A 23814-nucleotide genomic window follows, 5' to 3' on the forward strand; every position below is an offset into this window, starting at 1 on the left:
ACCAATCTCAGGCTTCGGAGTGCGCCGCCGCTGTTTCCTTTTTTAAAAGCAGCCCTTCAAGGAAAATACGAAATGTCTGGACAGCTTTTTCCGATATGACCTCCGGATCGTCTGCATTGGCGATCCATTGTGCTGCACGGCTGCTTGCCGCATTGATGAGACGTGCGCCAGCTTCCGGGTCGACAGCGACAATAATGCCAGCTTTTTGCAGATCGGCGAGACTGCGGGCAACTGTTGCAATACAGCCATTGGCATTCGGCCAGCCGGATGGGTCTCCAAGCACCGCTGGCCCGTCTCTGAACATGATGCGTTGGATTTCCGGCTCAAGAGCCATTTGGACATAGGCAACATTCTCGTCAACGAAGCCCTGCCAGGGCGTTTCAGCTTGCGAAGAAATTGCGCAAAGTCTGTCCGTCATTTCGGCATCAATCTGGCTGATGACAGCTTGCAGAAGCCCTTTCTTGTCGCCGAAGTGATGGTACAGCGCGCCACGTGTCAGACCTGCTGCGCCTGTGAAGTCATCCATTGAAGCGTCCGCATAGCCAACCGTTCCGAATGCCTGACGCCCGGCTGCAAGTAATTTTGCCCGGGTTTCCGCGATCATCTCGCTGCGGGGTTTGCGCATATCATTCTCCAATTTCGCATACGGTGCGTATATTAGTTGACATACGCCGTGTATCAACTAATTAATTAGCATACGCCACGTATGTAAGTGGTAAATCCTTATCATCAAGGAACACGTCCATGTCTAATCCTTATAGAGAGATTTTCCGAGCGCCGGGTGCCCTTGGATTTTCAGGCGCAGCAGGCTTCGCACGACTTCCAATGGCAATGGCCCCAATTGGAATTGTCGCGATGTTGTCTCTGACGCATGGAGAATATTGGCTTGGAGGCGCGGTTTCGGCGACATTCGCGCTGACCAACGCATTTCTCTCGCCACAGATCTCAAGAGCCGTCGACAAATTCGGACAGCGGGCGGTCGTCGGGCCAGTCACTGTCATTTCCGTGGTCGCATTTGTAGCGCTCATTCTGGCCGCCAATCAGAAATGGCCAAACTGGACCCTATTTGCATCTGCCTTTCTGGCGGGAACGATGCCAAGCATACCTGCGATGGTAAGGGCTCGCTGGACGGAAATCTTTCGAGAAAGGCCAGAGTTGAACACAGCCTTTGCCTTTGAATCCGCAGCCGATGAGCTGGTCTATATCGCTGGCGCTTCACTCTCAGTTGGCCTGGCTGTCGCGTTGTTTCCAGAGGCCGGGATGCTGATCAGCACGGTTTTTCTCGCACTAGGCACTATTGCGTTCCTTGCGCAGCGTTCGACAGAGCCGAAGGTTCGTGCTTCTGATCAAACAGGTCCGCAGCGTTCAGCTATCCGGCTTCGTTCTGTTCAGATTATAACGCTGGCTCTTGTGTTCGTTGGCTCAACCTTTGCGACCGCGGAAGTCAGTGCTGTGGCAATCACCAGAGAGCTCGGTCAGCCCAATATGGCAAGCCTGGTGATTGGTGTCTACGCCATCGGGTCTTTTGTTGTCGGGCTGACGCTCGGTGCGCTTAAGCCAAGAATTCAGTTACCGCTACAACTGCTGATCGCGGTCAGTGTACTCGCCGCTACAGCGGTACCCCTTTTGTTTGCCAGCTCGTCGGTTGCCTTGCTCGCTCTGGCCGTCTTCGTCAGCGGTGTTGCCATTTCACCCACCTTCATCACTGCTTTTGGTCTCATCGAGCGCCGGGTGCCAGAAACCATGCTGACCGAAGGGATCACATGGGTCATGACGGGGATTGGTATCGGCATGGCGCTCGGGGCGTTTATTGCAGGCTGGGTAGTCGACAATTTTGGCGCTGCGAACGGTTTTTGGGTGTCGATTGTGGCAACCGTGACAACCGTTCTGATCGTCGGATTAGGACAGCGAGCCTTGTCTGGTGAGCGGACAACATCGAGCTCGGATGTCAATTGTGTGGCTCAACCCGCCGAATAAAGCGGTTTGACTTCAAAAACTGCCCCTGACAGAAGAGTTGTCGGGGGCTAATCGTGTCAGGTTACGCGGCCTCTTTCAGCAAGAAAATCGAGAAGTACCCGGACCCTTGATGGCAGCGGGCCACCTTGACCGATGTAAACAGCATGGAACGCCTCCCGGTCATGCGGGTTTAAATGTTCCAGAACAGGCACGAGCTTTCCAGCGGCGATATCGTCGCGAACAGTGAATTCGGTCAAACGTGCAAGTCCTGTTCCACTGAGAGCCAGGCGCCGTACCGCTTCCCCATCACTGGCCTGAACGCGCCCGACCGTTGGAACGACGATGTTCTCACCGTTTTGGACCATCGGCCAACCATCTGTTGTGCGTATATATCCAAGACCAATGCGATTGTGCGAAGCGAGTTCTTCGAGCGTTTGCGGTGTGCCGAAGCGGGCGAGATATGCAGGTGCACCAACCACGATCAGCGATGTTTCACCAAGTTTGCGCGCGACGAGACTTGAGCTTTTCAGTGGTCCCGCCCGCACTGCCACATCAATCCTCTCGGTCAGCAGATCGATAACGGTGTCGCTCAGCGTCAGATCAAGCGTGACGTCCGGATAAAGTTCCAGGAATGTGGGCAAAATCGGCGCCAGAACATGCGTTGCATAGGATGGACTGGTGCTGAAACGGATGCGCCCGACGGGCCTTTCTCCGACGCCTGCAACACGTTCGGCGTCTTCAATGTCGACAAGAATTCGGGTTGCGCGCTCGTAGAATGCACATCCCTCAGGCGTAAGCTGAAGCGCGCGCGTCGAACGATTGATCAGGCGTGCGCCAAGCCGCGCTTCCAATCGGGCGACAAGCTTGCTCACTGCGGAAGGCGTCATTCGGCAAGCTCTGGCCGCAGCTGAAAACCCACCTTGTTCCACTACGCTGACAAAGACTTCCATCTCGCCAGAACGGTTGATCTCTGATCTAGCCATTGGTCTTTTAATTCACAAATGATTTGAATTATTACAATCTATATCACAGGACGAGGGCGGTCTATTGTTTATTCATCAAGTGTTGCGGGCGCCACATTACCCCATCGTTTTGAAAGGCAATACCTTATGGAGTATCGTTATCTGGGACGTTCAGGCCTCAAAGTATCAACCTTGAGCTTTGGAGCGGGAACGTTTGGTGGAACAGGCCCCTTGTTCGGCGCATGGGGAAACACAGATGTGAATGAGGCACGCCGCCTCATCGACATATGTTTGGAAGCAGGTGTCAACCTGTTTGATACAGCGGATGTCTATTCGAACGGCGCTTCGGAAGAAGTTCTGGGCGCTGCAATCCGCGGACGGCGCGACAGTGTCATTATCTCAACCAAGATGAGCCTGCCGATTGGAGAAGGTCCCAATGATGCGGGTTCCTCTCGATTTCGGCTGATCCGTTCCGTGGAACAGGCGCTAAAACGACTCGGTACGGATTACATCGATCTTCTGCAACTTCACGCTTTTGATGCGCATACGCCCGTGGAGGAAGTCCTGTCCACGCTTGATATGCTCGTGCGGGCTGGCAAGGTCCGCTATGTCGGCGTATCGAATTTTTCCGGTTGGCAGATCATGAAGGCGCTCGCTGTTGCAGATCGTTATGGCTGGCCGCGCTATATTGCCAATCAGGTCTATTATTCATTGATCGGTCGGGATTACGAGTGGGATCTGATGCCGCTTGGAGCCGACCAGGGACTGGGCGCTTTGGTCTGGAGCCCACTTGGCTGGGGCCGGTTAACGGGGAAAATCAGGCGGGGCGAAGCTCTGCCTGAAGGCAGTCGTCTCCACGAGACCGCGAGCTATGGCCCGCCCGTGGAAACGGAGCATCTTTTCAATGTTGTCGATGCATTGGATGCCGTGGCGGGAGAAACCGGCAAAACGGTACCGCAAGTGGCGCTGAACTGGCTATTGTCGCGACCGACTGTGGCTTCGGTTATTGTGGGGGCCCGTAATGAAGAGCAATTGCGCCAGAATCTTGGTGCAGTTGGCTGGTCATTGTCTCCCCAGCAGATTGCAACACTCGATGCAGCCAGCGCAGTTACGGCACCATATCCGCATTTTCCTTACCAACGTCAGGCAGGTTTTGCCCAGATCAATCCGCCTCTTATTGCCGGGTGAGACCCTGCTATCTGCTCCATAGTGGTCATATGAAATGTCACCTTAAGCGACAACGTAGCTTAAGGTGACGAAACGGAGGGATCATGCTATAGGGGGCATAAGCGGGCTCGGGACAATCGTTGAAACGCCAAAGACGGGGAGGGTCATGGCGGACGAAAAGCGAAAAACGGTCCGGCAGCGTCTTGCCACGATCATCATTGCGGGCGTCGGTAGCGCATTGGCGAGTGTAATCTCCTATGCGACGGCCATCTATGAGGCCGCCAATCCGCAGCCGCTACAGGTCGTCACGGAAGGCGGAACGATAGATACCGGACAATGGAATATCACAGTATTCGATGCGCGGTTGAGCAATACGCCCCCAACTGGACGTCAGCCAATTGAACCCAAAAAGTTTCTTCTGATCGATTTTGAAGCGGATAACCGCTCGGCGGAATCGGCATTTGTCCCGATCAAATTGCTCATGCCTGATCCCCCGATAGCAGCGTTGATTAATCCGACGATCTATCTCGACAGAGACAAATTTGTTGCCGGCGCGATCCACCCAGGACTGCCGGAAAAACTGACACTTGCCTGGGAAGTTCCAGCCAATGTCACGTTGCCTGATGAAATAAGACTATTAGTCGGAAGCCAGATATACAAAAAGCGCGATAACCTCTATGGCGCATCCAACTGGCTTGATCGCGATCCCGTTGGCGTCGTCGAGCTGAAAGTAACCGACGCTGCACCCGGGGACAGCGGATGAGACGGATACTGCTGACCATCATTGCCGTAGTCGTTACTGTTGGTGCCTTGTACGCCATGCAGCATTCGACGCCATATTACAGTGATATCGTTTCGATGGTTAAAGTGAAGGGTGAACAGGGAAAGCCGCTCTCAACTGCCAAATTCACCATAGGTGTTGCGGATAGCTACATAGCAGATCAGCTGGTTACATCGAGTTTCGGAACTGATCGCAATTACACCAGCTCGGGTAAATGGCTGGTGCTCGAAGCTGCGGCCAGAGCGGACAAAGAGAGTATCAATCTGATGTCGGCCTTGTGGCAGGGACCGAGTGGAGCGCAATATTCGATGAGCCAACGGATCACCAATGCGTGGGGGTTGCTTGGGTCTGAAAGGCTGGAGCCGGGCATTCCGAGGCCCGTTCTTCTCATATTCGAATTGCCGGAACGTGAAATCAACGGTGGCTCTCTTCTCGTGGCAGAAAGCCTGATCACTCCGCTCGCGCAGCAGGCCGAGATTCGTATCAATCCTCTCGATGCAAGCCACACCCATCCCGCGATCCTGATCAAGCGCGGTGGTCGCATTCAACCTTGGGCGCTGGAGGTGCAATGATGGTGGAACAAGCCCGGCGCGAGAAAAGAAATTTCTGGATCAGCCTCGCACTGCTGTTGCTATTCATTCCGCTTGCGGTTCTGGTCCATTCACGCGGTGGCTATATAGAATGGGCGCAGAAGAAATTACGTCAACCGACAATAGCCGAACGCGGCGAAATGCCGGGCTATGCAGGTGCGAACTGGAAGCTTCTGGCGCTGACGCCGCTTCCCGGCGAGCTGCCGCAGACCAGTATGATTGTGGCTGAACTGGAACTCAATATTGATGATCCTGATCGGTTCAAGCAGGCAATGCCTTGCATTATTGCCCTGACGGATAGTCAAAACCGAAGCTGGAGCCCGACCTTTCTTACGGATCGCATTTTGCAAAAGTTGAAACCGGACGCGGCAGAAAAACAGCACTGTCTTAATCTCATTCAAAGCGCGGAGAAGGGAACCGTGCAAATTGCCGAAACGTTTCTTGTCCCCGCCGCTGCAAAGGATTTCACAGTCAAGATTGCGATGCAGGGCGAACCACAGCAGAGCGTGATTTTGAAGTAGTGCCCGACAACCCGCCTGCGACTGAATATTCAAGCACGCCTGCCAGAAGCGCAACCCGTACCGCATCAAGTAAGATTCCACCATCAAGTTCTGACGGGCTCCCGATCAAGATGACCAGAATATCGGAGATGCGTTGCCACGTTTCGATGCCATAAGGGCCGAGGCTATGGGTGATGGCATACCAGATCCATGCACCGGCCCAACTGATTGCTTTGTAAAACACAATGAAACTCAGCAAGGTTCCAAGTCCGGCCCCAAACACAAGTCTCAGGCAGGTCCAGACCGGTCGATATCGCGAACGATAACCGCCCAGATAGTGAGCCGCGAAGTCCTTTAACCAAACTCTTAAAGTGGCCCCTCGTGACGGCAGAGGAGGGACTGATGCCCGCTTTGCGGATAGATCATAACCATAGATAATGGATGTCATCACCAACCAGACCAGTGGCAGCAATGCATAAAAGAAGAGGTTCTTTGCCTGTTCTATGAAATCCGGTTCGCGAAATTCAACAGGGACAGAACTTGAAACCGCCGCATAGGCCTGTATTGAGAACCAAGTCGCCTGAGCTTCGAGATATTCGAGAAACGAACCGGCTCCTAACCACGCGATAAAATCGTCTTTCCATTTGTCGAGGGCGTAAAGACCGATGAAAATCCAGCTTGCGTCAGCTGCTACGATCAGCAGGCGAAGCCACGGTGACTGCGTCTTGTCCGCGCTTTTCTTCGCAATCCAACGTATGAACCAGCAGAGGCAGATCGCCGCAATCAAACTGCTGGATCGTACAAGATCAAATATCTGAATTTTTTCCCCAAAGGCCGCGCGATCAAAAGCCTGTCTCGAATATTCGCGAATTGTGTCTCCCAGAAATCCCCAGGCGGCATAATAGGCAAAGAATGGCAGAATGGCTGCGGCTGTCACTATGAGTAAGTGGTCGCTGCGCTTATCGTCCTTTTGAGCGTTTGCTGCTGGAGCAGAATTTTCCCGCAAGGCTGTCAGTGCAGGCAGGCCGGGTCGCAAAACTGCAAACATCGTGATGAAGACAAGGAGTTTAATCAGAACAACCAGCGACAGTATCACCATGCCGCCCAGAGGAAACTTGAGACCTGTCGCAACGGCTGCACCCATCAATAAGTCTCGCGCGATGTATCCAATCGCGCCAGTCAGAAGCAGTTGCGGCCAAAACCTGATCAATAGCCGACCAGTCTGCGATAATAGGCCATCAATGTCTTTAAACACCGTCATTTTTGCAGTGTAACTGCTGCAGCAACAACCGTCAAAACCTATTCCAGCGGGATGAAAGCTCGTTTGGCTTTTGGTATGAGCCTTGCTATCGACTTTGATTGTTATCTGATTGATGAAATTATAGCCGTGGGAGATGAACGTTTCAAAGCCAAATCCAAGGCCGCGCTTGACGCCAAAATTTCACATGCGCGGGTGATCATGGTTTCGCATTCACTATCGCAAATCATACAGTACGGCGATTGCGGTATTATCATCCGTGATGGCCATATTGAGTATCATGACGATATTGCCTCGCTTCGAGCCAGCTTTAGTGAAGCTTGATCTGGAAAATCGGACCGTTCCGGCCCGACTTTATGTTTTCAACGGGGTATTTATCAAAGGATGCGATGCGTGAGCGCGGTCGTCTAGCTCGCCTTCTTCGTGATCAGTGTTAAAGCCCCATTTTCCGATAGACTGGCTGCAATGACATCCTGCTCGTTCATGCCCTTTTGTTGAAGCGCTTCGCGCGCCTGAGGGAATGTTTTTACGGATGTGCGTAGCTTGGTAAGATCATCGGCACTCCGCTTTTCAACGACAGCCTGGACTTCCTTCTGACTTTCGGCGGGGAGTTCCTTGATGTCAACGACCGATACGGTTTGTATGGTTGGCGCTGTCGATGGTTGCTGGGTCGCAGGTGCTGAATTGGCCGGAGGCTGCGGTGCCTGTTGCTGAGCTATTGCGGCAGGGGTCAGGGCGACGAGAGTTACGAATGCAAGCGATGCAATTCTTGGCATCATCTTTCCTTTCCAGAATTTTTGCTTGAGGCGTTTTGGGGCGACGACGCCAGTGCACAGGTCCAATGTGACGGCAAAGAGTTAGTTTCGGGGCTATTCTGAGGTTAAACCATGTCCCGGAGAAGACGCGGAATGGATCACGCAATCATAACTCCACGGTTTCACAATTTGTGGGTGAAGTTCGTTCGGGCCGGATTTAATGTGTATATCATGACAAAAAACCGATACAACAGTTCAATCGGTATTTTGTCATGATGGAGCCCGTGCGCGCATGTGGAAACCTGTATTGGAGTTGCGCAAAGGCGCAACCAAGCATCGACTCCTGACAGAAAAAATTGTCGACGATATAGAGAACGGCATTCTGCAACCGTCGGCCCAAATGCCGACCCATCGCGAGTTGGCGCACAGGCTTGGTCTCTCGGTTCAAACTGTCAGCATTAGCTATAAAGAGGCCGAACGACGCGGCTATCTACGCGGCGAGGTTGGTCGCGGAACATATGTCTGCAATCGTGTGACCGAGCGTGCTGATCGTTTCATGCTGGACCGTGACCCAAGCGGTACTGCCGATATGTCGATTATTCGGGCTGTCTATACAGAAGCGCATGAGCGGGCCTCAAAGCGTTTGTTCGAACAGTTGAGCCAATCCGAAAATGCCAGCTTCATGCGGCCATGTCGTCCAATCGCCGGTCTGGATCGTCACCGTGCAGTTGCGCAGGAATGGCTACGCGGACTTTCCGTTGATGTAGATCCGGGCCGTATTGTCATTACGAATGGAGCGGCGCATGGCTTGTTTCTTGCGGTAGCGACGATTGTTCAACCGGGTGAGGTTGTACTGACTGAACGCTTGACTGATCATGGTATTATCGGGCTTGCAAACGTGCTCGGCTTTACGTTACGCGGTCTGCCAATCGACGAACAAGGCGTCATTCCGGATGCCTTTGAAATGGCATGCAAAGCCGGAGATGTGCGTGCGCTTGTTTTGATCCCAACTCTTGGCAATCCAACAAGTCATCTCATGTCCGCGCAACGCCGCATGGCGATTGCTGAAATCGCAGCCAGATATGACGTGTGTGTTATCGAAGACGAGGTTTACAAACCGATACTGGAAGAACGATTGCCCTCAATGCCGGAATTGCTTCCAGATCTCGGCTTTTTCGTCACGAGCTTCACAAAGACTGTAATGACGGGACTTCGTACCGGCTATCTCGTTGTGCCCTCGCAATATTCCATCCGTGTCGCGTCCATCTTGCGTGTGACCAGTTGGAGCGGGGTTAACCTTCTAGGCGAAATGGCAAGCCGCTGGATCGAGGACGGCACTGTCAATGAACTGCTCGAGATCCAACGCGGCGAGTTGAGAACAAGACAGGCGCAGGTCAGCGATATTCTGGGGCCTTTGATCGCGGGGAGCAATCCGCTGTCGTTATGCGCCTGGCTCAAGATTCCGCGCCACTGGTCGGAAGATGGGCTGGTGAGAGCACTGGCCAACAAAGGCGTTGCGGTAACGCCTTCAGATCCGTTTGTGGCTGGCGCTGATCGTGGTCAAGGAGGTATTCGGATTTGCCTTGGCGGGCGGTTGTCCCGCACTGCATTGCGCAAGGCGCTCGAGACAATCCGAGAGACCTGCGCGCAACTTCCTCCTGTTTATGATGTCGGCGCCATCGCCTGACCTTACAGGACGGACTGAAGAAACTCCTTGGTTCGCTGTTCTTTCGGCGCTTGAAATATCTGTTCGGGCGTGCCCTGTTCGCAGATGCGTCCTTTGTCGAAAAAGCACACGCGATCAGAGACTTCGCGCGCAAAGCGCATCTCATGGGTCACCAGAAGCATGGTGAGATCGTGCTCCTGTGCGAGGCTGCGTATGACCGATAGCACTTCGCCGACTAGCTGGGGATCGAGCGCGGATGTCGGTTCATCAAAGAGCAGAACGCGAGGACGCATTGCAAGAGATCGTGCGATGGCGACGCGCTGCTGTTGGCCGCCTGATAGTTGTGATGGATAGTGATCCTTCTTGTCCGAAAGACCAACAAGCGATAGCAGTTCCAGCGCGCGCGCTTCGGCTTCGGCCCGCTTGAGCCCAAGGACATGAACCGGCGCTTCGATGATGTTGCGCAACACGGACATGTGAGGAAAGAGATTGAAGCTTTGAAACACCATTCCGACATGCGATCTGATCTTGCGTAGATGCGCTTCACTGGCATGAAACGGTTCCTTGCCGCCCGCTTCATGGTAGGGCATGCCATCTAATTCCAGGGTGCCTTCCTGAAAGGGTTCGAGGGTCATCAATATCCGAAGCACGGTAGATTTACCTGAGCCGGAAGGGCCGATGAGCGTGACTTTCTCGCCGGTGGTGACCGAGAAATTGAACTGATCCAATACGGTCAGTGCTCCAAAGCGTTTGACGACGTTCTGAAAGCGAATGATTTCCTGGGTCATTTGAGAGCGATCCCGTTCTTTGGAAGTTTGCGCTCAAGCACACGGATGGCTGTCGAGCAGATGAGCGTCAGGATGAGGAAGATCAGGCCAACCATTGACAATGGTACGAGATACTCGAACGTACGGTCACCAATCAGATTTGCAAGATTGAGCATGTCGACAATGCTGACCACCGACAGAACCGGCGTTTCCTTGAGCATTGAAACCAGATAATTGCCCATGGCTGGGACAATGCGGGGAACTGCTTGCGGAATGACGATATCGCGATAGGTCCGCCATGGAGTTAAATTGAGCGCGCGCGCTGCTTCCCACTGTCCGCGAGGGATGGCCTCAATGCCGCCGCGATAGACTTCCGATGTGTAGGCCGAATATTGCAGGCCAAGTGCCAGTGCACCGGTCAAAAACGCGGGCAGGACGATGCCATAGACCGGTAGCACGTAGTAGAGGAAGAAGAGCTGGACCAGGAGTGGTGTATCGCGCAGAAACTCCACAACAACAACGGTGGGCCAGGATATGATCTTGAAACGACTACGGCGCAAAAGCGCGAAGACCAGTCCAAGTACCAAAGCAATGGCAAAACCGGTTGCTGCGGCTTTCAGCGTGACGGTCAGACCGATCGCGAGGATTGGCAGGATTGATATGGCGAAGGATAGGGTGGACGAGGTGTCCCAGGCATAACCATATATCATGCGAAACCTCCAGCCATTGTCTGGCGTCGGAGACGGCGCTCCAACCATCGGATTGCGGTTGCAAGCACCAGGGCCATCGCGAAATAGCCAAGCAGTGTCAGGGAGTAAATGGTGACGCTATCCAGCGTCAGGTTGCGCAATCTCTGGGCCTGAAATGTCAAATCACTGATAGCGATAAGAGAGGCAAGGGCAGTGTCCTTGAGATTGTGGATAGCGAGATTGCCAAAGGCTGGCATCATTTCCACGATTGCCTGTGGCAAGACAATATGAAACAGCGTGTGCCGCTTGCCAAAATTCAACGCGCGCGCAGCTTCATGTTGGGCTTCCGGCACGGCCTGCAGTGCGCCACGCACGACTTCCGCGCCATAAGCACCTATATTCAGTCCCAGCCCCATGATACCGGTCGTGATCGGGTCAAAGGAAATGCCGATAAGCGGCAAAGCATAGTAGAGCCAGAACAGCTGCACGAGAAGCGATGTACCACGGAAGACTTCAATATAGATCACTGCAATGGCAGACAATAGCGGTCCACCTGCAAAGCGAGCTATGCCAGCAGCAAATGCGAGTATCGTGCCAATCACCATCGAGCTGAGAGCCAGAATGATGGTGACTTGGGCACCTTTGAAAAGGGCGGGTAGATATTCCGTCCAATGCATAGGGTCGTCTCCCGGGCAGAGAAAGGATTGGCCCCGCCGACCCCATTTAGACCGGCGGGTGCTGACAAGCTTACTTTGCGTTACAGAGCGCTGCTGTGTCTGCCGTGCGAGCAGCTTCTACGCTTTCTTCGCTAAGTCCATATGTTGTCAGTATTTTTTTATAGTCGTCTGTCTTCTTGAACTCGATAAGTTCTTTGTTAAAAGCCGCATAGAAGTCCTTGTCTTCAGGGCGGAAGCTGAAAGCGCCGAAGCTTCGTGCCGATTTGCCGTCAACGACGGGGTCAGTGAACGGATGAGCCTGTTCCAGCTGGGGGGAGTTCTCAACGAGCTTTGCAACCGTCAGTTCGGTTGCAGCATAGGCATCAGCTCTACCAGTTTGCACGGTGGATGGCGCATCGGCATTGCCTTGGATCATGACGATCTGCGACTCGTCTATCCCCATTCCATGCAGAAAGTCGATTTGATCAGCGCCCGACACAATCGCGACCTTCAAGGAAGGGTCTTTCTTGATATCATCGTATGAGTGGATGTTTTTCGGATTTCCCTTGGGCACCAAGAGGCCTTCGCCATAGCTGGAATTGGCAACGGTGAACTGCACCTGCTTGCAGCGTTCTGGCAGGACATTCTGTTCAGCGGCAACAAACTCAAAGCGCTTGGCTTTCAAGCCGGGAATGAGGGAGCCGAACGGCGTCACGGTCCAGTCGACTTCTTCGATGCCAAGCTTTTTAAAGATCGCCGCAGCGACATCGGGACCGATACCCTTGGCCGCGCCACTTTCATCCATATAGCCATAGGGCATCTCGTTGGCAGTTGCCCCACGCACAAAGCCAGCGCTTTTAAGGTCGTCAATCGTGACGGCTTGAGACGGCAAGGTGAGGGCAAGCGTAGCAGCCGCAGAAAGCAAAGTGGAAATCGTATAAAGTTTCATGCGCATCGTGTTCACTCCTCTTTAAAATTACCGGTTTTGTTGGCACCGGCTTATTGCTTCAGTGTCTCTGTTGGCTCGCTAGCTTGCGACGGGCGCCTCGCAGATCGTGGCAATGACCGAGAGGCAATCGCCCATCTTGACGAGGCCTGGAAAGTGGCGTGCAGCCAGAACACCGTCGAGTGCAGCGCGATATTCCTGCGCCGCGCCGCCCGTTCGCGCGATGCTATGCACACGGGCAACGACATCGCCTTTGCGCACTGCGGACCCTAGATCGACAAGTGGCTCCAGAAGCCCATCTGTGTCTGCAAAGCCGAAACAATCCTGTGACGGCATATCAAGCCAGACAGTCGGCGAATATTCTATCTCACCTTCCAGAATGCCGGAATGACGCAAAAGGTTGCGAACGCCGCGTTTGGCAATAGTAGCCGTTAGGGCGGATATGGTACCACCACCGGCAAGCTCTGTTGTTACAAAGAGCTTCCCTGCTTCTTCCGCAGTTGTGTCATACATGCCAACGGCATCAATCTCGATCATGCGCATCGAATAGGGCGCGCAGAAAGCTTTCACAGCGGCGAAGCAATTCTTCTCCTGCACTTTGTTCGGCAAAGCATGAGCAGCCGCATAGGGCAGAAAATCCAGCGTGCGACCTCCTGAATGAAAGTCCAGAACGATATCGGCTTCCGGCAACAGATAGCGGGTGAAGTAGTCGGCAATTCTCTCCGTCACGGCACCATCAGGGCGGCCCGGAAAACTGCGATTGAGATTGCCTTTATCAATTGGGGAGGTGCGTGTACCCGCTTGAAAGGCCGGAAAATTCATCGCTGGCACGATGATAACGCGACCTTTGATCTGATCCGGCTTCAGGTTCGCTGCAAGATCATAGAGTGCAACGGGACCCTCATACTCGTCGCCATGGTTGGCGCCTGTAAGCAACGCTGTCGGACCGTCGCCGTTGCGGATCACGCAGATAGGGATCATCAACGAACCCCAGGCGGAATCGTCCCGCGACCAAGGCAGCCGCAAATGACCATGCTGAATCCCATCCCGGTTGAGATCGACACTCGGCGTGATTGGGGAAGGGCGGGAAGGGGGCGTTGTGTGCATCATGACAGACCTAGTCCTTGACCACCAGCTTGCGCGGTACGTTTGAAAGACATTCGACGCCGGTTTCGGTAATGACGATGCTTTCGGTGATCTCCAGCCCCATGGTTTCGAGCCAAAGCCCTGTCATGAAGTGGAAAGTCATGCCCGGCTGCAATTCAGTGCGGTCGCCGGATCTCAGGCTCATTGTGCGTTCGCCCCAGTCTGGTGGATAGGAAAGCCCAATCGAATAGCCAGTGCGATTGTCTTTCACGATGCCATATTTTTTCAGAACGTCGAAAAATCCGGCAGCAATATCTTCGCATGTACTGCCGGGACGGGCAGCTGAAAGACCCGCTTCCATCCCCTCCAATGTGGCCTTTTCGGCATCGAGAAATGCCTGCATGGGCTTGCCGAGAAAGACCGTGCGAGACAGTGGACAATGATAGCGCTTGTAGCAACCGGCGATCTCAAAGAACGTGCCTTCGCCGGACTTCATCGGTAAGTCGTTCCAAGTCAAATGCGGAGCCGAAGCATCTGCGCCAGACGGCAAGAGCGGCACAATGGCCGGATAATCACCGCCAAATTCACCGACGCCACGCGTTCCCGCATCGTAGATTTCCGCCACCAGATCGCATTTACGCATGCCCGGTTCGATCGTGTCTACGATCCGCTTGTGCATGGCTTCAACAATACGGCCAGCCTTGCGCATATAGTCGATCTCTGTGGAGCTTTTGACGGCGCGTTGCCAGTTCACCAGCCCCTGCGCATCCTTGAAACGCGCGTTTGGCAGGTTTTTCTGCAAGGCATGATGGGCGGCGGCGGTATACCAGTAATTGTCGAACTCCACCGCGATTGTCTTGTTGCCCCACCCCTTGTCGTCCAGGATGGACGCCAGCAAATCCATCGGATGCCGCTCCAGCGACTGCACATAATGATCCGGGTAGCCAATGATGCTGTCATGACCGATCCAAGCCGTGCGCTTTGCGCCGTTTCCGTCCTGACCGCGCCCATACCAGATCGGTTCTCCATCCATCGCAAGAACGACACATTGATGGACATAGAAGGACCAGCCGTCGTAACCGGTCAGCCAGTGCATGTTGGATGGGTCCGTTACGATGATAATATCGAAACCCGCCTTTTCCATCGCGCGTCTGGTCTTGGCAATTCTGGCATCATACTCGGCGCGGGTGAAATTGAGTTCAACGCTCATTGATTGCCTCCAGCAGATTTGTTCGAGTCGATTTTGGTGCCTGCGTTGCGCTTGGTCGCCCGCTCAGTCGCAAGACGTGCAATAGCGGTGTCCTGAACCCCCGTACCCGTCAGGTCGCAGAATGTGATGTCTTCGGCATTGCGATGAAAAATACCGTCCTCGGAAATGATCTGTTCGAGTTCCGGCAAAGAAGCATCGGCTCTGACAATCCCGGCTTCAATTGCATGATGCAATTCGCCCAGTCTGCGCGTTTGGCTCAAGCTGTCTGCAACGTAGAGGACTGGACGGCGGAAGATCGCGGGATCTATTTCATTCTTGTGTTCAGCATCAGAACCCATTGCAGTGAGATGCTGCCCTGTCTCTAGCCAGTCGGCGTCGAGAAGCGGTGTTTCAGATGGAGTCGTCGTGACGATGATATCAACACCAGCGCAGGCTTTTCGAGCATCCTGCACAGGAATGACTGGGATACTGAGTTTCTGTTCCAGACTAGCGGCTACACTTTTCGCTTTGGTGAAGTCACGCGCCCAGATACGAGCTTCTTTGATCGGTCGCACCAGCGTCAAGGCTTCCAGCTGCAACTGGGCCTGAATGCCTGCACCGAAGATTGCCGCTGTGGTCGCGTCTTCACGCGCCAGATATTTTGCAGCAACTGCGCCCGCTGCGGCGGTGCGCACATCTGTCAGATAGCCATTGTCGAGCAGCAAGGCTTCGATAAGTCCGGTCTTAGCCGAGAACTGGATCATTAAGCCGTTCGTTGAGGGCAAGCCAATGGACGGATTGTTGAAAAATCCGGGACTGATTTTGATGGCGAAACTGTCGAGGCCAGGAATATAGGCGGTTTTAACGTCGACTTCTCCGCGCTCAGAGGGGATATCGAGCCGGAGGATTGGCGGCATACTAACTTTGCCGCTTGCAAGCGCACGAAACGCATCCTCAACACAGGCAATGCTTTCCAGATCGAGGGTTATGAACTGACGGAGATCCCCTTCGCTCAATATCCGCATCTCGGCCATCAGGTCGCTCCTTCCACGCTGGCATTCATGATCATGCGATGCTGTCGGGGGTCTATATTGCCGCCAGAAACGATGATCGCAGTAGGCGTGGAAACCGCAATTTTTCCGCTGAGAAGCGCCCCAATGCCAACGGCTGCAGCACCCTCAACAATCTCGTTCTCATGGATGGCCATATGCCTTATGCCAGCTGCAATCTCTTCCTCATCAAGAAGAACAACATCGTCCAGAAGGTTGCGGCACATGGCAAAAGTCCAGCGATTATCGAGGCCGATACCGCCCCCGAGCGAGTCCGCCAGCGTATCCACTTCCTCCACATTCACAGGCCTACCGGCAGCGAGACTTGCTTGCATCGCTGCACCACGTTTCATGGAAATGCCAATTATTCTAGCCGTCGGCTTATGCGCTTTGATTGCCGCAGCTATGCCTGATGCAAGCCCGCCACCGGAGAGTGGGATCAACACGGACTCGATCTCAGGTGAACTTTCAAGAAGTTCAAGCCCGATGGTTCCTTGACCCGCGATTACATGCGGATCATCAAACGGTGGGATCGAATTCATGTTGTCGTCGCGAACGAGACGCGCGACTTCTTCCATCGCATCATCTTGAGATTTTCCGACAATGCGAATGTCGGCACCCAGTCGATGGATAGCTTCGACTTTGTTTGACGGAACAAGCGAAGACAGGCAGATCGTGGCTTTGAGGCCTTGCAAGGAAGCTGCACGAGCCAATGCGCGACCATGATTGCCCGTTGAAGCCGTGACGACTCCGAAGTTTCTCTTCGACGTCGACAGGCTTAGAACAGCATTTGTTGCACCTCGCAATTTGAAGCTGCCGGTGGTCTGGCGATTTTCAAGTTTGAGGAATATGTCTGTTCCGGACAGTTTGCTTAAAGCGTTTGAGCGGACAAGTGGAGTTCGCTCAATATGGCCGCGCAGCCTGTCACGGGCTTGTTCGATTTCCCTGATACTCACCGTTTCGGACACGCCTATAGCCTCTCAAAACCTGTTGAGGAACGGAAGGGCTGCGGCCAATTTGATTGGTGCTCAAACGCAGGGCGCAATAATGCACCATATGCGAAACCGTGTGGCCGCAAGCTCGTTCCCCGTGTCTTGATTATTTTCGTTGCAATATGTGTGAAAGACAGAAAAGATCATGTCAATGATTATATTGGATCATTACAATTAGATTTGCGCCGCTGTTTTGGGAACACGCCTTGCCAGCCCTGCTTGCTCATGCCAAGGAGTAGCGCTCCGAATTGGACAACCTCACTTGAACCGGATCAACCAAATGAAGTCCGCCTTGAAGCTCGATGCCGTTGATCTGCGCATTCTCGATGCCGTGCAGGAAAATGCGAAAATCACAAAACTTGCATTGGCGGAAAAGGTCGGCTTGTCGCCGACACCATGCTGGCTCCGTCTCCGCAAACTGGAAGAAGCGGGCATAGTAACCGGTTATCATGCGCACATTGCCTATCGGAAAGTCGCCCCCATCGCGCATGTCATTGTGCAGATTACACTTGGTAATCATCGTCAGAGCGACTTTGATCGGTTTGAACGTGCCGTTTCGGCGTTACCGGAAATCATTTCGTGTTGGTCTGTTGGCGGCGGCGTGGACTATTTTCTAATGGTCGCCGCGCGCGATATTGATGGCTATCAGAGGCTGATTGATCGCCTCTTGGACCAGAATATCGGTATAGAGCGCTATTTCACCTATATCGTAACCAAGCTGGTCAAGGACGCGAACGGCGCTGCGCCGCTATCGCTTCTTGCGGACCATCCGGCATAGACCAAGCGGACTACAAACGGAGGCAATATTGGTCCAAATCAGTTGTGTTGTGCTTTGCTTTGGTCCAAATCGACAGTGCTCCCATGAGATGCTTTTCCTGAATTGGGAGAAGCACCATGAATGCCGTTCTGGATCATCCTATACAACACGACGGGCTTAAAAGGCTCAGGGACAAGCATCTCTTTCGAGAGCTTGCCTATATCAACGGACGTTGGATGTCGGGCGAGAATGCGGAGACATTTCCGGTTGTAGATCCCGCAACTGGACAGCGCCTCGCACGTGTCGCAAGTTTGAATGAAACCCGGACGCTTACAGCGATTGATGTCGCGGAAAAGGCATTCCCTGAATGGTCACGGCGCCTCCCACAGGATCGCGCGGGCATTTTGCGGCGATGGTACGAATTGATTGTTCAGAACAGGGGCGACCTCGCAGTGCTCTTGACGCTGGAGCAGGGCAAACCGTTCTATGAATCCCTCGGCGAGATCGACTATGGCGCAGCCTTTATCGAGTGGTTCGCTGAAGAAGCAAAACGCCTGAACGGAGAAACAATAGCCAGCCATCTGCCCGATGCCGAAATGCTCGTGCGTCGTGAGGCTCTTGGTGTTGTGGGTCTGGTAACGCCGTGGAATTTTCCAAATGCCATGATTACCAGAAAAGCAGCTGCGGCTCTTTCTGCAGGCTGTCCGGTTGTCGTTCATCCATCGTCGGAGACGCCACTTTCTGCACTTGCACTGGCTGAGCTTGGCGAGAGAGCAGGATTTCCGGCCGGTATTTTCAATGTAGTCACGGGCAAGGCCGCTCCAATCGTCGATACGCTTTGCAACGACACTCGTATACGTGCCTTGAGCTTCACCGGTTCTACCCACATTGGCACGTTGATTGCATCCAAATGCGCTGCGACCGTCAAACGCCTTGTCATGGAGCTTGGCGGGCATGCACCACTGATCATCTTCGACGATGCCGATCTCGAGCGAGCCGTAGACGTGGCGATGGCAGCCAAATTCGCCACGTCAGGTCAGGACTGCCTTGCCGCAAACCGCATCTTTGTTCAGCGCGGCATTCTCGCTTCCTTCACCGAAGCCTTTGCTGCGCGCATCGCTATGCTCAAAGTTGGTCAGGGTTTCGAGGATGAGGTGGATATCGGACCCCTGATGCACGAGCGCGCCGTCGCCAAGGTCGAAGAGCACGTTGCGGATGCGCGTGCGTGTGGAGCACGCGTGCTTGTTGGCGGAAATCGTATGGGCGACAATACGCTGTTTTATGAGCCGACCTTGCTGGTCGATGTGCCAAATGACGCTGCGATTATGCACGAAGAAACATTTGGCCCGGTTGCTGCAATCACTGCTTTTGAAACAGAAGATGAGGTCATCGCGCGGGCTAATGCCACAGAATATGGCCTCGTCGCTTATGTCGTAACGGCAAACGGTGCACGGCAACTGAGGATGGGGCGTGCGCTCGAATACGGCATGGTTGCCATCAATCGCGCCAAAATCACCGGCGCTCCCATCCCCTTTGGCGGCTGGAAACAATCCGGATTGGCGCGCGAAGGGTCACATCATGGCATCCACGCCTTCACGGAACTCAAATATCTCTGCATCGATACCGCCGCATGAATGTGTCGCGAAATGAAAGGAAACTGACAATGTTGAACAACAGCAACGAATTGACCGCCTGGGACCGCGACCATTTTTTCCATCCGTCGACACATATGGGCATGCATGCGCGTGGCGAAACGCCAACCCGCGTATTGGACGAAGGCAAGGGCGTGTTTATCACCGATGTGAATGGACGTAAGAGCCTCGATGCGTTTGCCGGTCTCTACTGCGTGAATGTGGGTTATGGCAGGACGGAAATCGCTGATGCTATCGCTGAGCAGGCTCATAAGCTTGCCTATTATCATGCCTATGTCGGCCACGGTACGGAAGTATCGATCACGCTTGCCAAGATGATTATCGACCGGGCACCAGCGCATATGAGCCGCGTCTATTTCGGCTTGTCCGGTTCTGATGCCAATGAAACCAACATTAAATTGATATGGTACTACAACAATATTCTAGGACGTCCCGAGAAGAAAAAGATCATCTCGCGCTGGCGCGGCTATCATGGCTCGGGTGTGATGACAGGCAGTTTGACCGGTCTTGCGACCTTCCATAACGCGTTCGATTTGCCACGTGCACCCATCTTGCACACACAGGCGCCTTATTATTTCCGTCGTGAAGATCGCTCGATGAACGAAGAGCAATTCTCGCAATATTGTGCTGACCAGCTTGAAGAAATGATCCTCGCTGAAGGGCCAGACACGATTGCTGCGTTCATCGGTGAGCCTGTATTGGGAACCGGTGGGATTGTTCCGCCTACGGCTGGCTATTGGCAAAAAATACAGGCCGTTCTCGACAAATACGACATTCTGCTCGTTGCAGACGAGGTCGTGACTGGTTTCGGTCGCCTGGGCAGCATGTTTGGGTCCGAACATTATGGAATGAAGCCTGACCTGATCACAATCGCCAAGGGATTGACGTCTGCCTATGCACCGCTTTCCGGATCGATAGTTTCGGATCGCATGTGGGACGTGCTGGTCAAAGGGTCGGACAAGATGGGACCGATAGGCCATGGCTGGACCTATTCGGCGCATCCCATCTGCGCAGCAGCTGGTGTGGCAAATCTCCAGCTCATCGATGACTTGAAACTGGTAGAAAATGCCGGTTCTACCGGCGCTTATTTCCGTAATGCTCTCAACGATGCTATCGGCAATCACAAGCATGTCGGAGATGTGCGCGGCGACGGGCTGATGGCTGCTATCGAGTTTGTAGAAGATCGCGCCGATCGCAAATTCTTCGATCCATCACTCAAGATTGGAGCGCAGATTTCGGCTGCTCTTCTTGCCAATGGGGTCATCGGGCGTGCAATGCCGGAAGGTGACATTCTGGGCTTTGCGCCGCCACTTTGTCTGACGCAGGACGAAGCGGATCAAGTCGTTTCAGCAACAAAAGCAGCGGTTGAAAGCGTCTTCGCAAATCGCTAATGATTGAACTTCGCGGGGCAACTTTACGATAGGTTGGCCCCGCATTGTTGACGATATTTCCGCATTCTGCGACATTCGCATCATGCAAAATTCCATCTCCATTGATCAGGACTATCTCGTCACACGGCTCAAGGCACTTCTTGCGATACCAAGCCCAACGGGCTTTACAGATGAAGCCGTCCGCTATGTAGCACGTGAACTGGAAATGCTCGGTCTGGAAGTCATGCTGACCAGACGTGGTGCAATCCGGGCGCGCCGACCAGGCATTTCCAGACGCCCGGCTCGGGGCATCGTGTCCCATGTCGACACATTAGGTGCTCAGGTTAAGTACCTGAAAGATAATGGCCGTCTTGAACTGGTCTCTATCGGAAACTGGTCTGCCCGTTTCGCGGAAGGCGCGCGGGTGTCCATCTTTTCCGGCAAGGGGACCTATCGCGGGTCAATCCTGCCATTGAAAGCATCCGGTCACACTTTCAATGAAGAAGTGGATAGCCAGCCGGTCGGCTGGCCCTATGTCGAATTGCGGGTCGATGCACTGGCGCGCAATAAGGACGACCTTGTTCAGCTTGGCATTGATGTCGGTGATATTGTAGCTGTCGATCCTGCGCCGGAGTTTATCGATAACGGCTTCATCGTGTCTCGCCATCTCGATGACAAGGCAGGCGTGGCCATCATGCTGGCCTCACTTGAAGCCATGCAGCGAGCTGCCGTCGAAACGCCAGTTGACACCTATTGGCTTTTCACGATCGGTGAAGAAGTGGGTGTCGGCGCATCGGCTGTGGTGGTTCCCGATATTGCCTCTCTCGTTGCCATCGACAACGGAACCACCGCGCCAGGGCAGAACTCATCCGAATTTGGCGTAACGCTTGCAATGGCTGACCAGACGGGTCCGTTCGATTATCACCTGACTAAGAAGCTCTATGAGCTTTGCGGCGAGCACGAAATTCAGGTGCAGAAAGATGTGTTCCGTTATTATCGTTCAGATGCAGCTTCCGCTGTTGAAGCCGGACATGACGTGCGCACAGCGCTATTGACGTTCGGTGTGGACGCTTCTCACGGATATGAACGCATTCATTTGAGTGCTTTGACATCGATAGCAAAATTGGCCGTTCATTACGCTATGAGCGACGTGGAAATAAAGCGCGATGCCGAGGAAACCGCCAAGGGATTGAAGGGCTTCACGCATCAGAAATCGACCAAAGCCGAGCAGGACTTGAAGCCAGAACACACGCCTGCCGAATAGCAAAAAATCACCTGATATTGCGGGCCAGCTGAGGCCCAGCATTTTCTTCGGTTGGAAATTTATTATGATAATTCATTGATCCCATCGATTTTATGCCTATAAATTAGAGTTAGCTAATTGGCATAACGAAAGGGGATCGCTCTATGAGAAGATTATTTCGTGCTGCGCTGGCGGCAATGACGCTCGCAATTGCAGGACCTGCAATGCCGTCGCTGGCTCAAACGCCGCCAAACGTGCTGATCGTGGGACAGATTGCTGAACCGCAATCGCTCGATCCCCATACGGTGACGGCGACCAATGACTTCCGCATACTCGTGAATATATATGACGGCCTCGTGCGCTATAAGGATGGGACGCTTGAGGTTGAACCGGCACTCGCTGAAAGCTGGACAATTTCGGATGACGGTAGAACCTATCGCTTCAAGTTGCGTCAGGGTGTCAAATTTCATGACGGGTCCGATTTCAACGCCGAAGCAGTGAAGTTTAACTTCGATCGAATGTTGAGGGAGGATCACCCTTTCTACAACACGGGGCCGTTCCCGCTCTCCTTCAATTTCTCGTCGATTGAAGCGGTCAATGCGATTGATCCGGCAACAGTCGAGTTCAAACTGAAGGAGCCATTTGCGCCGTTCCTCTCCAATCTGGCTTATCCAACCGGTCTGATCGTGTCGCCTGAAGCCGTGAAGAAATACGGTAAGGAATTTGGGCGCCATCCGTCGGGAACAGGTCCGTTCAAATTTGCCGAATGGCAATCGGGTCAACGCGTTTTGGTGGAACGGAATCCCGACTATTGGGATGGTGCGCCCACCTTGGAAGCCATCGTATTCCGCCCGATTACCGATCCAAATACCCGCGTCGCGGAGATGATGGCTGGTGGTCTTGATGTCATGGTGGAAGTGCCGCCAGACAATCTCGCGACCTTCAAGCAGGATGGGAACTTCGCCGTTGCAGAACAGGCAGGACCTCATGTCTGGTTCACGATTCTGAATGCAAAAACGGGGCCTTTCGCGGATAAAAAGGTGCGTCAGGCCGCAAATTACGCAGTCAATAAGTCAGCGCTCGTCGACAATGTTCTGCAAGGCTCGGCAACCGTGGCGGCAGGTCCTATTCCGCCTGCTTTCAACTGGGTGGAAGACAAAACCGAACCTTATCCCTATGACCCAGAAAAGGCCAAAGCACTGCTGGCGGAAGCAGGCGTCACCAATCCGGAGATTACATTTTATGTGACGGAGGGCGGTTCCGGTATGCTCGATCCCATCACCATGGGTGCGGCGATACAGGCTGATCTTCAGGCCGTTGGGTTCAAGGTGAAAATCGAAACCTATGAATGGAACACATTTCTGGGCCGCGTCAACACGGGTCTCGATGGCAAAGCCGATATGGCGGAAATGGCGTGGATGACCAATGATCCCGACACTGTTCCATATCTGACGTTGCGTACGGATGCCTTGCCGGACAAGGGCGGTTTTAATTCCGGTTATTACTCCAACCCGCAACTGGACACACTTCTCGAAAAGGCGCGCACTTCAACCGATCAGGCTGAACGGGGCAAGCTCTACGGCGAGGTCCAAGCAATCGTGCATGACGATGCGCCGTGGCTTTTTGTGGCCAACTGGAAGCAGAATGCGGTCACAACAGCGACTGTCAAAGGCTTCAAGCTGCAACCGTCCTTCCTGCTGCATCTGAAAAACGTGACAAAGGAGTAAGCCTCAAGCCCGTTTGCCGAAGTTCACGGCAGCAATTTCCCATGACATACAGGAGG

Annotated in this window: 24 protein-coding genes; 12 read left to right on the top strand and 12 right to left on the bottom strand. The window is 53.7% G+C overall.

What is annotated here, in order from left to right:
- Nucleotides 1-7: 7 nt before the first annotated feature.
- Nucleotides 8-625: a TetR/AcrR family transcriptional regulator gene (locus FHW00_RS11845; protein WP_078340961.1), complete on the bottom strand. Its 618-nt coding sequence runs from the start codon at nucleotides 623-625 to the stop codon at nucleotides 8-10.
- A 119-nt stretch (nucleotides 626-744) separates the two neighbouring features.
- Between FHW00_RS11845 and FHW00_RS11850 the strand changes: the two genes are divergently transcribed.
- Entirely contained in the window at nucleotides 745-1977 is a 1233-nt protein-coding gene (locus FHW00_RS11850; protein ID WP_078340960.1) for an MFS transporter, read from the top strand.
- A 56-nt stretch (nucleotides 1978-2033) separates the two neighbouring features.
- Here the strand turns inward: FHW00_RS11850 and FHW00_RS11855 are convergent, their stop codons facing one another.
- Nucleotides 2034-2939 (bottom strand): LysR family transcriptional regulator, encoded by a 906-nt coding sequence (locus FHW00_RS11855; RefSeq protein ID WP_078340959.1) that lies wholly within the window; start codon nucleotides 2937-2939, stop codon nucleotides 2034-2036.
- A 126-nt stretch (nucleotides 2940-3065) separates the two neighbouring features.
- On the opposite strand from FHW00_RS11855, the gene FHW00_RS11860 reads away from it, so the two are divergent.
- From FHW00_RS11860 to FHW00_RS11875, 4 genes are all read left to right on the top strand, one after another.
- Nucleotides 3066-4106, top strand: coding sequence for an aldo/keto reductase (locus FHW00_RS11860; protein ID WP_078340958.1), 1041 nt, complete (start codon nucleotides 3066-3068; stop codon nucleotides 4104-4106).
- A 145-nt stretch (nucleotides 4107-4251) separates the two neighbouring features.
- Nucleotides 4252-4848 carry a hypothetical protein gene (locus tag FHW00_RS11865; RefSeq protein WP_078340957.1) on the top strand — a complete coding sequence of 199 codons (597 nt, stop codon included), beginning with the start codon at nucleotides 4252-4254 and terminating at the stop codon, nucleotides 4846-4848.
- The gene (locus tag FHW00_RS11870) at nucleotides 4845-5438 is read left to right on the top strand and encodes a hypothetical protein (RefSeq protein ID WP_078340956.1); all 594 of its coding nucleotides are present in this window, start codon (nucleotides 4845-4847) and stop codon (nucleotides 5436-5438) included. Before FHW00_RS11865 ends, FHW00_RS11870 begins: the two co-directional genes overlap by 4 nt.
- Nucleotides 5435-5977, top strand: a complete 543-nt coding sequence (locus FHW00_RS11875) for a hypothetical protein (RefSeq protein WP_078340955.1) — start codon at nucleotides 5435-5437, stop codon at nucleotides 5975-5977. The genes FHW00_RS11870 and FHW00_RS11875 overlap by 4 nt, the downstream gene beginning before the upstream one ends.
- Here FHW00_RS11875 and FHW00_RS11880 read toward each other — a convergent pair.
- Entirely contained in the window at nucleotides 5928-7217 is a 1290-nt protein-coding gene (locus tag FHW00_RS11880) for a hypothetical protein (RefSeq protein WP_078340954.1), read from the bottom strand. The genes FHW00_RS11875 and FHW00_RS11880 overlap by 50 nt on opposite strands.
- Nucleotides 7218-7292: 75 nt before the next feature.
- On the opposite strand from FHW00_RS11880, the gene FHW00_RS11885 reads away from it, so the two are divergent.
- Nucleotides 7293-7538 (top strand): hypothetical protein, encoded by a 246-nt coding sequence (locus tag FHW00_RS11885; protein ID WP_078340953.1) that lies wholly within the window; start codon nucleotides 7293-7295, stop codon nucleotides 7536-7538.
- 83 nt (nucleotides 7539-7621) lie between these two features.
- Here the strand turns inward: FHW00_RS11885 and FHW00_RS11890 are convergent, their stop codons facing one another.
- The gene (locus tag FHW00_RS11890; protein ID WP_445558009.1) at nucleotides 7622-7993 is read right to left on the bottom strand and encodes a hypothetical protein; all 372 of its coding nucleotides are present in this window, start codon (nucleotides 7991-7993) and stop codon (nucleotides 7622-7624) included.
- 268 nt (nucleotides 7994-8261) lie between these two features.
- Here FHW00_RS11890 and ehuR point away from each other — a divergent pair, with 268 nt between their 5' ends.
- Nucleotides 8262-9656 (top strand): MocR-like ectoine utilization transcription factor EhuR, encoded by a 1395-nt coding sequence (ehuR, locus tag FHW00_RS11895; RefSeq protein ID WP_078340952.1) that lies wholly within the window; start codon nucleotides 8262-8264, stop codon nucleotides 9654-9656.
- Nucleotides 9657-9658: 2 nt separating this feature from the next.
- Here ehuR and ehuA read toward each other — a convergent pair whose 3' ends face one another.
- The 8 genes from ehuA to eutB form a co-directional block, all read right to left on the bottom strand.
- Nucleotides 9659-10423 carry an ectoine/hydroxyectoine ABC transporter ATP-binding protein EhuA gene (gene ehuA / locus FHW00_RS11900; protein WP_078340951.1) on the bottom strand — a complete coding sequence of 255 codons (765 nt, stop codon included), beginning with the start codon at nucleotides 10421-10423 and terminating at the stop codon, nucleotides 9659-9661.
- Nucleotides 10420-11112 carry an ectoine/hydroxyectoine ABC transporter permease subunit EhuD gene (gene ehuD, locus FHW00_RS11905; RefSeq protein ID WP_078340950.1) on the bottom strand — a complete coding sequence of 231 codons (693 nt, stop codon included), beginning with the start codon at nucleotides 11110-11112 and terminating at the stop codon, nucleotides 10420-10422. The genes ehuA and ehuD overlap by 4 nt, the downstream gene beginning before the upstream one ends.
- Nucleotides 11109-11768 (bottom strand): ectoine/hydroxyectoine ABC transporter permease subunit EhuC, encoded by a 660-nt coding sequence (ehuC, locus tag FHW00_RS11910; protein WP_078340949.1) that lies wholly within the window; start codon nucleotides 11766-11768, stop codon nucleotides 11109-11111. The genes ehuD and ehuC overlap by 4 nt, the downstream gene beginning before the upstream one ends.
- A 70-nt stretch (nucleotides 11769-11838) precedes the next feature.
- Entirely contained in the window at nucleotides 11839-12702 is an 864-nt protein-coding gene (ehuB, locus tag FHW00_RS11915; protein WP_078340948.1) for an ectoine/hydroxyectoine ABC transporter substrate-binding protein EhuB, read from the bottom strand.
- 72 nt (nucleotides 12703-12774) lie between these two features.
- On the bottom strand, nucleotides 12775-13803 hold the full coding sequence (doeB, locus tag FHW00_RS11920; RefSeq protein WP_139364444.1) for a N(2)-acetyl-L-2,4-diaminobutanoate deacetylase DoeB: 1029 nt from the start codon (nucleotides 13801-13803) through the stop codon (nucleotides 12775-12777).
- A gap of 7 nt (nucleotides 13804-13810) precedes the next feature.
- Complete coding sequence (doeA, locus tag FHW00_RS11925; protein ID WP_078340947.1) at nucleotides 13811-14989, bottom strand: ectoine hydrolase DoeA; 1179 nt, start codon at nucleotides 14987-14989, stop codon at nucleotides 13811-13813.
- Nucleotides 14986-16002, bottom strand: a complete 1017-nt coding sequence (locus FHW00_RS11930) for a cyclodeaminase (RefSeq protein WP_078340946.1) — start codon at nucleotides 16000-16002, stop codon at nucleotides 14986-14988. Before FHW00_RS11930 ends, doeA begins: the two co-directional genes overlap by 4 nt.
- Nucleotides 16002-16973: a hydroxyectoine utilization dehydratase EutB gene (eutB, locus tag FHW00_RS11935; RefSeq protein WP_445558008.1), complete on the bottom strand. Its 972-nt coding sequence runs from the start codon at nucleotides 16971-16973 to the stop codon at nucleotides 16002-16004. The genes FHW00_RS11930 and eutB overlap by 1 nt, the downstream gene beginning before the upstream one ends.
- 328 nt (nucleotides 16974-17301) lie before the next feature.
- Between eutB and FHW00_RS11940 the strand changes: the two genes are divergently transcribed.
- The 5 genes from FHW00_RS11940 to FHW00_RS11960 all read left to right on the top strand — a co-directional run bounded on the left by FHW00_RS11940 (nucleotide 17302) and on the right by FHW00_RS11960 (nucleotide 23758).
- Entirely contained in the window at nucleotides 17302-17787 is a 486-nt protein-coding gene (locus FHW00_RS11940; RefSeq protein ID WP_176168374.1) for an Lrp/AsnC family transcriptional regulator, read from the top strand.
- 116 nt (nucleotides 17788-17903) lie between these two features.
- Entirely contained in the window at nucleotides 17904-19400 is a 1497-nt protein-coding gene (locus FHW00_RS11945; protein WP_078340943.1) for an NAD-dependent succinate-semialdehyde dehydrogenase, read from the top strand.
- Between the two features lie 29 nt (nucleotides 19401-19429).
- Nucleotides 19430-20809, top strand: a complete 1380-nt coding sequence (locus tag FHW00_RS11950; protein WP_078340942.1) for an aspartate aminotransferase family protein — start codon at nucleotides 19430-19432, stop codon at nucleotides 20807-20809.
- 82 nt (nucleotides 20810-20891) lie between these two features.
- Nucleotides 20892-22052 carry an osmoprotectant NAGGN system M42 family peptidase gene (locus FHW00_RS11955; protein ID WP_078340941.1) on the top strand — a complete coding sequence of 387 codons (1161 nt, stop codon included), beginning with the start codon at nucleotides 20892-20894 and terminating at the stop codon, nucleotides 22050-22052.
- 143 nt (nucleotides 22053-22195) lie between these two features.
- Nucleotides 22196-23758, top strand: a complete 1563-nt coding sequence (locus tag FHW00_RS11960) for an ABC transporter substrate-binding protein (protein ID WP_078340940.1) — start codon at nucleotides 22196-22198, stop codon at nucleotides 23756-23758.
- Nucleotides 23759-23814 lie beyond the last annotated feature (56 nt).

This window comes from Ochrobactrum sp. P6BSIII (assembly GCF_014138065.1).
In the GTDB taxonomy this organism is placed as follows: domain Bacteria; phylum Pseudomonadota; class Alphaproteobacteria; order Rhizobiales; family Rhizobiaceae; genus Brucella.